The sequence below is a fragment of the uncultured Frigoribacterium sp. genome (assembly GCF_963515265.1).
Taxonomy (GTDB): Bacteria; Actinomycetota; Actinomycetes; order Actinomycetales; family Microbacteriaceae; genus Frigoribacterium.
Genome location: NZ_CAUPYL010000066.1, coordinates 1 through 12,204, shown reverse-complemented (window position 1 = coordinate 12,204; position 12,204 = coordinate 1). Strand labels below are relative to the sequence as shown.

General features: G+C 71.1%; 10 protein-coding genes. 4 read left to right on the top strand and 6 right to left on the bottom strand.

Annotated features, from left to right (window positions below):
• Positions 1–108: 108 nt before the first annotated feature.
• A complete protein-coding gene (locus RWM17_RS07585) occupies positions 109–2,205 on the bottom strand; it encodes a toprim domain-containing protein (RefSeq protein WP_192042319.1) in 2,097 nt (698 codons plus the stop codon).
• Positions 2,206–2,423: 218 nt separating this feature from the next.
• On the opposite strand from RWM17_RS07585, the gene RWM17_RS07580 reads away from it, so the two are divergent.
• Positions 2,424–2,651, top strand: coding sequence for a hypothetical protein (locus tag RWM17_RS07580; RefSeq protein WP_123546019.1), 228 nt, complete (start codon positions 2,424–2,426; stop codon positions 2,649–2,651).
• Between the two features lie 109 nt (positions 2,652–2,760).
• Here RWM17_RS07580 and RWM17_RS07575 read toward each other — a convergent pair whose 3' ends face one another.
• The 5 genes from RWM17_RS07575 to RWM17_RS07555 form a co-directional block, all read right to left on the bottom strand.
• Positions 2,761–3,516, bottom strand: coding sequence for a cobyric acid synthase (locus RWM17_RS07575; protein ID WP_314102437.1), 756 nt, complete (start codon positions 3,514–3,516; stop codon positions 2,761–2,763).
• Entirely contained in the window at positions 3,513–4,772 is a 1,260-nt protein-coding gene (locus RWM17_RS07570) for a MurT ligase domain-containing protein (RefSeq protein WP_314102435.1), read from the bottom strand. The genes RWM17_RS07575 and RWM17_RS07570 overlap by 4 nt, the downstream gene beginning before the upstream one ends.
• 4 nt (positions 4,773–4,776) lie before the next feature.
• Positions 4,777–6,060, bottom strand: coding sequence for an RNA polymerase sigma factor (locus tag RWM17_RS07565; RefSeq protein WP_314102433.1), 1,284 nt, complete (start codon positions 6,058–6,060; stop codon positions 4,777–4,779).
• Positions 6,061–6,235: 175 nt separating this feature from the next.
• Positions 6,236–7,576 carry an MFS transporter gene (locus RWM17_RS07560; protein ID WP_314102432.1) on the bottom strand — a complete coding sequence of 447 codons (1,341 nt, stop codon included), beginning with the start codon at positions 7,574–7,576 and terminating at the stop codon, positions 6,236–6,238.
• Positions 7,577–7,647: 71 nt separating this feature from the next.
• Positions 7,648–8,562 (bottom strand): PAC2 family protein, encoded by a 915-nt coding sequence (locus RWM17_RS07555; protein WP_314102431.1) that lies wholly within the window; start codon positions 8,560–8,562, stop codon positions 7,648–7,650.
• An 86-nt stretch (positions 8,563–8,648) separates the two neighbouring features.
• Between RWM17_RS07555 and RWM17_RS07550 the strand changes: the two genes are divergently transcribed.
• From RWM17_RS07550 to RWM17_RS07540, 3 genes are all read left to right on the top strand, one after another.
• Complete coding sequence (locus RWM17_RS07550) at positions 8,649–10,124, top strand: leucyl aminopeptidase (RefSeq protein WP_314102428.1); 1,476 nt, start codon at positions 8,649–8,651, stop codon at positions 10,122–10,124.
• A gap of 153 nt (positions 10,125–10,277) precedes the next feature.
• On the top strand, positions 10,278–11,651 hold the full coding sequence (gene lpdA, locus RWM17_RS07545; protein WP_314102425.1) for a dihydrolipoyl dehydrogenase: 1,374 nt from the start codon (positions 10,278–10,280) through the stop codon (positions 11,649–11,651).
• Between the two features lie 86 nt (positions 11,652–11,737).
• A partial coding sequence (locus tag RWM17_RS07540; protein WP_314102423.1) for a biotin/lipoyl-containing protein occupies positions 11,738–12,204 on the top strand: 467 nt, incomplete at its 3' end.

Genomic DNA, 12,204 nt, shown 5'->3' with positions numbered 1-12,204 from the left:
AGGCGAGACCGTCCGTCCGGCCCGCCGGCGGGTGGCCGGCCCCGCGGGGTGGCCAGACCGCGGGTCCGGCCCGGCGGGCGGGCTGGCCGCACGGGCGGTCAGCGCAGATCAGACGTCGATGCGCTCCCGGCTCAGGCCGGCGCCGTCGATGATGAACTCCTTGCGCGGCGCGACCTCGTTGCCCATGAGGAGCTCGAAGACCCGGGCCGCTGCCTCGGCGTCGTCGACCCGCACCCGGCGCAGCATGCGCCCGGAACGGTCCATCGTCGTCGTCGCGAGCTGCTCGGCGTCCATCTCGCCCAGGCCCTTGTAGCGCTGGATCGGGTCCTGGAACTTCTTGTTCGAGCGACGCAGCTTCGCGAGGAGCGTCTGCAGCTCTTTCTCGGAGTAGGTGTAGATCGTCTCGTTCGGCTTGCTGCCGGGGTTGATGACGACGACCCGGTGCAGGGGCGGCACGGCTGCGAAGACGCGACCCTGCTCGATCATCGGGCGCATGTAGCGGAAGAACAACGTGAGGAGCAACGTGCGGATGTGAGCCCCGTCGACGTCGGCGTCGCTCATGATGATGACCTTGCCGTACCGAGCGGCGTCGATGTCGAACGAGCGGCCCGACCCTGCTCCCAGCACCTGGATGATCGAGGCGCACTCGACGTTCGAGAGCATGTCGCTGACCGACGCCTTCTGCACGTTGAGGATCTTGCCCCGGATCGGCAGCAGCGCCTGGTACTCGCTGTTGCGGGCGAGCTTCGCCGTGCCCAGTGCCGAGTCGCCCTCGACGATGAAGAGCTCGCTGTTGCCGACGTCGTTCGACCGGCAGTCGACGAGCTTCGCCGGCAGGGACGAGTTCTCGAGGGCGTTCTTGCGCCGCTGCGTCTCCTTGTGGGCACGCGCCGCGATGCGCGACTTCATCTCGGAGACGACCTTGTCGAGCACGAGAGCCGTCTGGGCCTTGTCCTCGCGGCGGGCGGACGCGAAGAGCTCGGCGAAGCGCGTCTGGACGACGTTGGCGACGATCGCCCGGACGGCGGGCGTCCCGAGGATCTCCTTCGTCTGGCCCTCGAACTGCGGCTCCGGGAGGCGGACCGTGAGCACGACGGTCAGGCCCGCCATCACGTCGTCCTTCTCGATCTTGTCGGTGCCGACCTTCAACCGCCGTGCCGCGAGCTCGACCTGCTGGCGCATGAACTTGAGCAGCCCCGCCTCGAAGCCCGTCTGGTGCGAGCCGCCCTTCGGGGTCGCGATGATGTTCACGTAGCTGCGGAGGACCGTCTCGTAGCCGCCGCCCCACCGGAGGGCGATGTCGACCTCGCACTCGCGCTCGAGCTCGGTGGCGACCATCGCGCCGCCCTCGGTCAGGACGGGCACCGTCTCCGTGTACGTGCCCGTGCCCGTCATGCGCCAGGTGTCGGTGACCGGGGCGTCGGGGGCGAGGAACTCGACGAACTCGCTGATGCCGCCGTCGAAGCGGTACGTGCTCTCGTGGGGGAAGCCCCCGTCGGTGAGCGACCCGGGCCGCTCGTCGCGGATGCGGAGCGTGAGCCCGGGGATGAGGAACGCCGTCTGACGCGCGCGCCCGGACAGCTCGTCGGGCTGGAAGGACGCGCCACGGGTGAAGATCTGGCGGTCGGCCCAGTACCGGATGCGCGTGCCGGTCACGCCGCGCTTCACCTTGCCCACCTCGCGCAGCACGCTGCCCGAGACGAAAGGCGTGAACGGCGCGTCCGGGGTGGGCGCGCCGTCGTCGGCGAACGTGCCGGGCTCGCCCCGGCGGAACGACATGGCCCACGTCTTGCCGCCACGGTCGACCTCGACGTCGAGCCGCTCGGACAGCGCGTTGACCACGGACGCCCCGACGCCGTGCAGGCCGCCCGACGAGGCGTAGGAGCCGCCGCCGAACTTGCCGCCCGCGTGCAGCTTGGTGAAGACGACCTCGACGCCCGTCAGCCCCGTCTTGGGCTCGATGTCGACGGGGATCCCGCGGGCCGTGTCGCGCACCTCGACGCTGTCGTCCGCGTGCAGGACGACGTCGATGGCGTCGCCGTGCCCGCCGAGTGCCTCGTCGACCGAGTTGTCGATGATCTCCCACAGGCAGTGCATGAGGCCCCGCGAGTCGGTCGACCCGATGTACATGCCGGGACGCTTGCGGACGGCCTCCAGCCCCTCGAGGACCGAGAGGTGGCGAGCCGAGTAGTCCGACGTGGCGATGGTGTTCTCCTGACGCGAGGCAGAGCCGACCGGCGGGAATTCCGGAGGCAGGGGTCTGGTTCCATCCTACGAGCGCCCGCGGACAGTCCCGGGAGGCGCTCGCCCCCCTCCGTCACTACGCGATGAGCGAAATCGGCTCGGATCGCACCCGATACCCGGGAGCGCGTGTTTTGATGAGGTCTTCACATCCGCAGCACCACCGTCAGGAGGAGCATCACATGACTCAGATGGCCACCGACCACACCGCCGTCGACGAGCTCGGCTCCCGCTACCAGCTCTCCGCCGCCGACCGATGCGACAGCTGCGGGGCCCAGGCCTACGTCCGCGTGACCATGGCCAGCGGCGAGCTGCTGTTCTGCGCGCACCACGGTGCCAAGGTCAAGGACAAGCTCCAGCCCACCGCCGTCGAGTGGCTGGACGAGAGCTCCAAGCTCCACGAGCACTGAGCTCGACGACCACGAGGCCGTCCGGGGACCAGCACCCCGGCGGCACGGAGAAGGGCCCGCATCCTCACGGATGCGGGCCCTTCGTCGGTGTCAGGCCACGGACACCCGGTCACATGGCCTTGAACGACCGTTCGAGGTTCTCGCGGATGACGCGCTGCGACTGCTCGGCGTACTCGTCGAGCTTCGCGTGCGCCTCCCCCGCGTGGTACGAGATGCTGCGACGCGTCAGCGCCGCGCGGAGCACCCGGTCGCTCAGAGCCGGGTTGAGGGGCAGCAGCGGCCCCTTGAGCTGCGTCCCGAAGGAGGCGCCGCGCACGACGCCCTCGGCGCCCTCGGTGCCGTTGCCCCCGCCGTGCACCACACGACCGAAGGCCTCGACGTCGGCGCCGAGCTCGAGGTGGGCGGCGTGGTCCTCGAAGCCGAGGAGGGTCAGCTCGTCGCCACCGTAGGTCGTCGTCACCTGGAAGTAGTTCGTCCGGCGCGGGGCACCGCGACGGACCGTGGCGTCGAAGAAACCGATGCCGGGCACGGTCTCGCCCTGCTCGGTGACGACGCCCCGGGTCAGCAGCTCCATGCCGCCGCCGACCCCGATGACGGGGACGCCCGACGCGGCGAAGCCCTCGAGGGCCGGGAGGAGGCGCTGGGCGTCGGCGCTCACCGAGCGCACCCCCGAGAGCGGCCCGTGCCCGAGGAGGACGACGTCGGCCACGGTGGGCACGTCGTCGCCGATCCGGTACTCGACGACCTCGGTCTCGAGGCCGGCGCGCCGCGCACGGGCCACCAGCGTCGTGACGTTGCCCCGGTCGCCGCTGACCCCGAGCTGCTCGGGGTAGAGGTGCACGAGGCGGAGGGTGTCGGCGCTCACGCGGTCTTCTCCAGGTCGGGGTGGCCGAGGATGCGACGGGCCAGCATCATCTGCTCGTAGTTGGTCACGAAGTGCTTCGTGTGGTCGGTGGGCGAGGGCAGCGCACGCATGAGCTTGATCGCCTTCGCGATGTCCTCCTCGATCACGTGCACGGGGATCCCCTCGTGCTCGAGGCGCAGGGCGAGCTGCCAGGCCTTGGCGCCCGCCAGGACGTCGACGTGGTCGAGGCGCGAGAAGTCGATGTCGTAGATCCACGAGATGTCGGGCGTGCCCTCGTCGATCGCGAGCATGACCTGCTCGGCGCCCTGCGGCAGCGCGTCGAGGTTCAGCTGCAGGCTGGCCGCGTTCTTGAACATGATGAACTCGGCCTCGTCGGCGCCGAGCGACATGCGCTCTCCGCGCCCGTAGGCCGGCTTCATCGTGTCGAAGGCACGAGCCACCGCCTCCTGGTCGACGGGCTTCCCGAGGACGACCGACGCGGTCTGCAGCGCCGCCGCCGCGTCGACGGCGTAGTGCAGCCCGCGAGCGGGGAGCCGAACGTCGACGGTGGTCTCGCCGACGCGGATGCGCGCACGGTCGCCGTCCATCGAGACGACCTCGGCCTCGACGGGACGGGTGGAGTCCGCCTCGCGGGAGAAGTCGTTCGCGTTCTGCAGCCCGTTGGGCGCGGCGGCCACGACATCCGGGGCGGCGCCGAAGCGCGTGACCGTCTGGCCGGGCCTCGCCTCGTAGGGCGCCAGGTGCTGGTCGTCACGGTTCGTCACGACGGCGCGCGTCGCCAGGGCCGCGGTGTCGGTCATCATCGCGCCGACGCGCTCGGTCTCGAAGAAGCGGTAGAGCTGGTCGACCTGCACGTTGAGCATGAGCACGGTCGACGGGTGCAGCGACCGGGTCAGCTCGACCGCGAAGGCCTCGTCGACCTCGATCACGCCGATGTCGTGCTTCACGCGGCCGAACGGCGTCACCTCGCGGAGGAACGCCGAGGCGATGCCCTGCGGGAGGTTGGCACCGGTGGGGTTCGTGAAGACGCGGAGGCCGTGGGCCCGCAGCGTCTCGGTCAGCATCATCGTGGTCGTCGACTTGCCGTTCGAGCCGAGGACGAAGACGACGCCCTGCTCGAACTGCGACGAGACGTGGGTGAGGAAGTCGGGCGCCAGCGCGAGGACGGTGCGGCCCGGGTAGGCCGAGCCGCCGCCGCGGAGGCGGGCGACCGCACGGACGAGCCGGCCCGCGAGGACGGGCACGAGGTATCGCACGGGCCTACTCGAGGTAGTCGCGGAGCGACTGCGACCGGGACGGGTGGCGGAGCTTGGCCATCGTCTTGGACTCGATCTGGCGGATCCGCTCGCGGGTCACGCCGAACGTGTCGCCGATCTGGTCGAGCGTCTTCGGCATGCCGTCGCCGAGGCCGAAGCGCATGCGGATGACGCCGGCCTCGCGCTCGGACAGGCTGTCGAGGAGCGACTCGAGCTGCTTCTGGAGCATGGTGAAGCCCACGGCGTCGGCCGGGACGACCGCCTCCGTGTCCTCGATGAGGTCGCCGAACTCGCTGTCGCCGTCCTCACCGAGGGGGGTGTGCAGCGAGATGGGCTCGCGCCCGTACTTCTGGACCTCGACGACCTTCTCGGGCGTCATGTCGAGCTCGCGGCTCAGTTCTTCGGGCGTGGGCTCGCGGCCGAGGTCCTGCAGCATCTGGCGCTGGACGCGGGCGAGCTTGTTGATGACCTCGACCATGTGCACGGGGATGCGGATGGTGCGGGCCTGGTCGGCCATGGCGCGCGTGATGGCCTGGCGGATCCACCAGGTGGCGTAGGTCGAGAACTTGAAGCCCTTGGTGTAGTCGAACTTCTCGACAGCACGGATGAGGCCCAGGTTCCCCTCCTGGATGAGGTCGAGGAACTGCATGCCCCGGCCCGTGTAGCGCTTCGCGAGGCTGACGACGAGTCGCAGGTTGGCCCCGAGGAGGTGGCTCTTGGCCCGCTGGCCGTCGCGCGACACCCAGCGGAGCTCGCGCTCGAGCTCCTTGCTGAGGCCCGTGCTGTGGGAGAGCTTGTCCTCGGCGAAGAGACCGGCCTCGATGCGCATCGCGAGCTCGACCTCCTCTGCGGCGTTCAGCAGGGCGACCTTGCCGATCTGCTTCAGGTAGTCCTTGACCGGGTCGGCGGTGGCGCCGGTGATCGTCGTCGAGTAGACGGGCATCTCGTCGTCGTCGTCCTGCGAGATGACGAGGGCCCCCGCGGGCAGCACCTCGGGGGTCGTGGGCTTGCCGCCCTCGCCGTCCGCGTCGGCATCGGGCGCGTCGACGTCGGCGGGCTCGGCCTCGTCGTCGCCCTCGGGCTCGGCGGCCTTGGTCGCCTTCGCGGGTGCGGCCTTCTTGGCGGCGGGCGCCTTCGCAGCCGTCGCCTTCTTGGCAGGCGCCCGCTTGGCGGGGGCCTTCTTGGGCGCCGCGGGCGCCTCCTCGGTCGTCGCGGGCTCGGTCTCGAGCACCACGCCGTCGGTCACGGTCTCGTCGACGACCGTGGTCGCCTTGCTGCGAGTAGCCATGCGAACACCTTCCACTTCATCTGCACTGGGTCTTTCGGGCAGTACTAGGACCCATGTCAAGTCCCCATGGCTGAGCGCGCCGACGAGAGTCGAGCACCTGCACGGGACATGAACGGGTCCGACTCCGATTATTGCACGTCTCGTCGGCACCGCCGACCACGGGCTGCCACCGGCGTCAGGAACTCCGCCGACGACGGCTCTGCCATCTCCTGTTCAGTGCAACCCACAGGGGGGCCACCTGGATTCCCTCCTCGAGGTGAAGGAGGCGCCGCGTGCGTCGGCGCTCCAGGACGAGGCAGACGACGCCTCCGCCGACGACCACGTACTGGACCAGGAACGCCACGCGGAACGACTCGAACGAGAAGAGGTCGCTCGGCGCCCCGCCGGCCACCCGTGCGGCGTCGAGCTGGTCGAGCACGACGCCGATGAGGAACATCATCACGAAGCTCGCCAGGAAGCCCCCGACGTTGACGATGCCGTTGGCCACGCCGAGGCTGCGCATCGGGTTGAACGACCGGGCGAAGTCGAAGCCGATGAGGCTGCCGGGGCCCCCGACGCCGAGCACCACGACGAGGACGAACGCGAGCCACTGCGGGGGCTGCCCCGGCCAGGCCAGCAGGACGGTCCACGTGACCCCCAGGGCCGAGACGATGCCGAGGACGAGATTCGAGCGCCGGAGCGGGAAACGGGCCGTCAGCAGGCCGAGGACCGGGCCGGCCACGACGCCGGAGGCCACGAGCAGCGTGAGCATGCCGGATGCCTGCGTCGCCGTGAAGCCGAGCGCCCCGACGAGGAACGGCACTCCCCAGAGCAGGCTGAAGACCGTCCCGGACGACTGCGTCACGAAGTGCGACCAGAAGCCGAGGCGCGTGCCGGGTCGTCGGATGCTCTCCCCGAGCTGACGACCGGCGTCGCGCCAGGTCGTCCCGGCCGACTCGGCGGGGCGTCCGAGCGGGGAGTCCCGCACGACCACGACGACGAGGGCGACGGCCACGACGGAGAGGCCCGCCGCGCCGAGGAAGGCCGGCTGCCAGCCGCTGCCGTGCAGCACGATCGACAGGGGCACGGCCGAGAGCACCTGGCCGAGCTGGCCGACGTTGCCGGTCCACTGCGAGATCTGGGGCAGGATCGGCCCTCGGAACCAGGCGGGGAGCAGGCGGATGACGCTGATGAACGTCATCGCGTCGCCCGCGCCCACGAGGACGCGCCCGACGATGGCGACGCCGATGTGCGGGGGCGCGAGCGCGACCACCGACTGCCCGACGACGAGCAGGACCCCGCCCGCGACGATGAGGGCACGCGGGCCGACCCGGTCGAGCAGCACGCCCACGGGGATCTGCAGGCCCGCGTAGACGATCAGCTGCACGACGGCCAGGGTCGACAGCGTCGACGCGGAGATGCCGAAGATGTGCTGGGCCTCGACCCCGGAGACGCCGAGCGAGGACCGCTGCAGGACGGCGACGACGTAGGCCACGACGGCGGCGCCCCAGACGAGCCAGGCGCGCGACGAGTTCACCCGACGACCCTAGCTGGCGTCCTGCGCCCTCGACGCCTGGCCGTGCTCGACGAGGGTGGACCGATGGCGGGTCAGGCCTCGTCGTCGCTGCGCCGGCCGGCGAGGAAGCGCTCGAGCTCGGCGGCGAGGACGTCCGCGGAGGGGACCTGGCCGTCCTGGTCCGTGAGCGGCGAGGGGAGCGGGTTCCCCTCCATGTAGGTGTCGTGACGTTCCTCGAGCGTGGAGACGAGTCGCGACAGCTCGTGGTTGCCCTGCACCTGCTCGTCGACCTTGGCGAGGAAGTCTCGCCCTTCCGAGCGGAGCCGGTCGGTGGGGAAGATCAGCCCCGTCGCCGCGCTGATGCTCGAGAGCGCCGCGACGGCGGCGTCCGGGAACTCGGTGTCGGCCAGGTAGTGCGGCACGAGGAGGACGAAGCCCGCGGTGGGGTGACCGGAGTCTCCGAGCCGCTGCTCGACGAGGTGCAGCGCGTTCGCGGGCGCCTGGGTCACGGGCCGCCACACCGACAGGGACTCGACGAGGTCGGACCGGTTGCCGCTGACCGTGACCCCGATCGGACGCGTGTGGGGCACCGGCATGGGGATCGAGTGGACCCACGTGGTCGTCGACACCCGGTAGCGACGCACGAGGTCGACGACGGCAGAGGTGAACCGCTGCCACTGGAAGTCGGGCTCGAAGCCGGACAACAGGAGGAAGGGCTGTCCGATGTCGTCCTTCATCAACCGGAGCGAGAGGGTCGCCGTGGCGACCTCCGAGATGTGGTCCTGGTCGAACGTGAAGACGGGGCGACGGGCGCGGTAGTCGAGGAGCTCGTCGGCGTCGAAGGAGGCGACCATCGAGTGGTCGAGCTCGCCCACGAGGAACTCGGCGAGCTGCCCCACCGCGCCCCCCGCGTCGGAGGAGCCCGTCAGGCCCGCCACGAGCGGGAGCCCCTCGGGCACGTCGGAGGCGTCGGGAGCGAGGTCGTAGAGTCCGGCGGGGTCGTGCATGTCGTCAATGCTAGGCAACCCGCCCGGCACCGGTCGCCTCCGGCGACGTGCCGAGAGCGAACACCCGTGGTGGCTACGATCGAGGGATGACCGAGCTCTTCCTGTCCACCACCCGTTCACCTGCAGCCGAGGTCGAGGCCGACGTCCTCGTCGTCGGCGTCGTCACGGGGGCCGACGGCCCCTCGGTCACCGGCGACGTGCCCGGCCTGCCCTCCGACCTGCGTGCGCTCGGGATCAGCGGCGCGCGCGACGAGCTCGTGAAGCTGCCGAGCACCGGTGCCGCGACCGTGACGGCTCTCGTGGGGCTCGGCGACGTCGTCGACGCCGAGGCCCTGCGCTACGGGGCCGGCGCCGCCGTCCGGCAGCTGACCGGCGTCGACCGAGTCGTGCTCCACCTGCCCGTCTCGACCGAGGCGGAGGCGCTGGCGGTCCTCGAGGGCGCGGCCCTCGCCTCCTACGAGTTCGACGCGTTCCGCGGGTCGTCGGCCTCCGAGTCGCGCCGCCACGCCCGCACCCTGGTGCTCGCGACCGACCTCGACGTCGAGGAGGCGACGGTGCAGCAGGCCACCGTGGTCGCCCAGGCCGTCCACACCGTCCGGGACCTCGCCAACACTCCCCCGCAGCAGATGTTCCCGCAGGCCCTCGCCGACCACGCCGTCGAGCTGGCCGCCGACCTGCCCCTCGACGTGACCGTCCTCGCCGAGGACGAGCTGCGGGAGGGCGGGTTCGGCGGCATCCTCGGCGTCGGCCAGGGGTCCAGCCGCGGGCCTCGTCTCGTCAAGGTCGTCTACTCTCCGGAGGGCGCGCCGAAGCACCTGGCGCTCGTCGGCAAGGGCATCACGTACGACACGGGCGGGCTCTCGCTCAAGCCCGCGGGCAGCATGCTGGGCATGAAGGACGACATGACGGGCGCCGCCACCGTCCTCGCCGTCGTCGTCGCCGCGGCGCGGCTCGAGCTGCCCGTCCGCCTCACGGCCTGGCTCTGCGTCGCCGAGAACATGCCGAGCGGCACGGCCATCCGGCCCGACGACGTCCTCACGATCCGTGGCGGCACCACCGTCGAGGTGACGAACACCGACGCCGAGGGCCGCCTCGTCATGGCCGACGGCCTGGTCGCGGCCAGCGAGGAGCAGCCCGACGCGATCGTGGACGTCGCGACGCTGACCGGCGCCCAGGTCGTCGCGCTCGGCACCCGCACCGTCGGGGTCATGGGCAACGACGACCTCGCGAGCCGAGTGGTCGAGCTCGCGGACCGCGCCGGCGAGGCCGCGTGGCGCATGCCGCTGCCGGGCGAGCTCCGCAGCAGGCTCAAGTCCGACGTGGCCGACCTCGTCAACGCCACGCCGGGCAACACCGCGGCCGGCATGCTGCTCGCGGGCGTGTTCCTGAACGAGTTCGTGGGCGAGAAGGAGGGCACGGGAACGCCGCTGCCCTGGGCTCACCTCGACATCGCGGGCCCCTCCAACAACAAGGGCGGCGGCTGGGGATACACGGGCAAGGGCTCGACCGGCGTTTCCGTGAGAACGCTGCTAGAGCTGGCCCGCGACTTTTCGGCCGCGTAGTAGGGTCGAGGAGGCGGGAGCGACCCGCCGAGATCGGTCCCCCGGGCGACGCCGCCTCCTCCTCACCGAGGTGGACGCGGACGCGACGCCGACGTCACCACGACGGCGCCTCCTCCGCCTCGGGAACCTCCGAACGCACGAGGGAGTTGCTGGGTGTCGGAACAGAATTTTGACCTGGTGGTGCTCGGCGGCGGCAGCGGCGGCTACGCCGCAGCCCTGCGGGCCACCGAGCTGGGGCTGAGCGTCGCGCTGGTCGAGAAGGACAAGCTCGGCGGAACCTGCCTCCACCGGGGCTGCATCCCGACCAAGGCGCTGCTGCACTCCGCCGAGGTCGCCGACGTCTCGCGGGAGTCCGCGAAGTACGGGGTGTCGACCGACTTCCACGGCATCGACGTCCCCGCCGTGACGGCCTACCGTGAGGGAGTCGTCGCCAGCAAGTACAAGGGCCTCCAGGGCCTCGTGAAGGCACGCGGCATCACCGTCGTCGAGGGCGAGGGTCGCCTGACCTCCCCCACGACCGTCCAGGTGGGCGAGACCACGCTGACGGCCAAGAACGTCGTCCTGGCGACGGGCTCCTACTCGCGCAGCCTCCCGGGCCTCGAGATCGGCGGCAAGGTCATCACGAGCGAGGCCGCCCTGGCCCTCGACCACGTGCCGGCTAGGGTCGCCATCCTCGGCGGCGGCGTGATCGGCGTCGAGTTCGCGAGCGTCTGGAAGTCCTTCGGCTCCGACGTGACGATCGTCGAGGCCCTCCCCCACCTCGTCCCCAACGAGGAGGAGTCGATCTCGAAGCAGTTCGAGCGCGCGTTCCGCAAGCGCGGCATCGGCTTTTCGCTCGGCGTGCGGTTCAAGGGCGTGACGCAGAGCGACGACGGCGTCGTCGTGACCCTCGAGGACGGCAAGACGATCGAGGCCGACCTGCTGCTGGTGGCCGTGGGGCGCGGCCCGTCGACCCAGGGACTCGGCTTCGAGGAGGTGGGCGTCACCATCGACCGCGGCTTCGTCATCACCGACGAGCGACTGCACACCAGCGTCCCCGGCGTGTTCGCGATCGGCGACATCGTGCCCGGCCTGCAGCTCGCGCACCGCAGCTTCCAGCAGGGCATCTTCGTCGCCGAGGAGATCGCGGGCCTGGCGCCACAGGTCATCGAGGACACCAACATCCCGAAGGTCACCTACTCCGACCCCGAGGTCGCGTCCGTGGGCCTGACGGAGGCCAAGGCGGCGGAGAAGCACGGAGCCGACAAGGTGACGAGCTACGACTACAACCTCGCCGGCAACGGCAAGAGCCACATCATCGGCACCAGCGGCTCCGTCAAGGTCGTCCGCGTCGTCGACGGTCCGGTCGTCGGGGTCCACATGATCGGCGCCCGCGTGGGCGAGCTCATCGGCGAGGCCCAGCTGGCCGTCAACTGGGAGGCCTACCCGGAGGACGTCGCGCCCCTCGTGCACGCCCACCCGACCCAGAACGAAGCCCTCGGAGAGGCGATGCTGGCCCTGGCCGGCAAGCCGCTCCACGCGATGTAGTCGCAGCTCCGTTCCCCCGCACCACCCGCACACTTCCGCACCACCCGATCACACAGACACACGATGTCTTCGAAGGAGTCCCCCGCATGAGCGAATCCGTCAACCTCCCGGCACTCGGAGAGAGTGTCACCGAGGGCACGGTCACCCGCTGGCTGAAGAACGTCGGCGACCGGGTCGAGGTCGACGAGCCCCTGCTCGAGGTCTCGACCGACAAGGTCGACACGGAGATCCCCTCCCCCGTCGCCGGCGTCATCGAGGAGATCCTCGTACCCGAGGACGAGACCGTCGAGGTCGGGACCGCGCTGGTCCGCATCGGCGACGGCAGCGCCCAGGGCGGCGACTCCTCCGACGACGCTCCCGCCGAGGAGACCTCGCAGGCCGAGAGCCCGGCGGACAACGGCCAGGACGAGGCGGACGACGCCGTCGTCGCGTCCTCGGCTGCTCCGGCCCCCGGAGAGGAGTCGGACGCCGACGCCCCCGCACCGGCCGACGACGTCGACCCGGCGCCGGCGGCCGAGCAGCCTGCCGACCAGGCACCGGCCGTCCCCGCCAC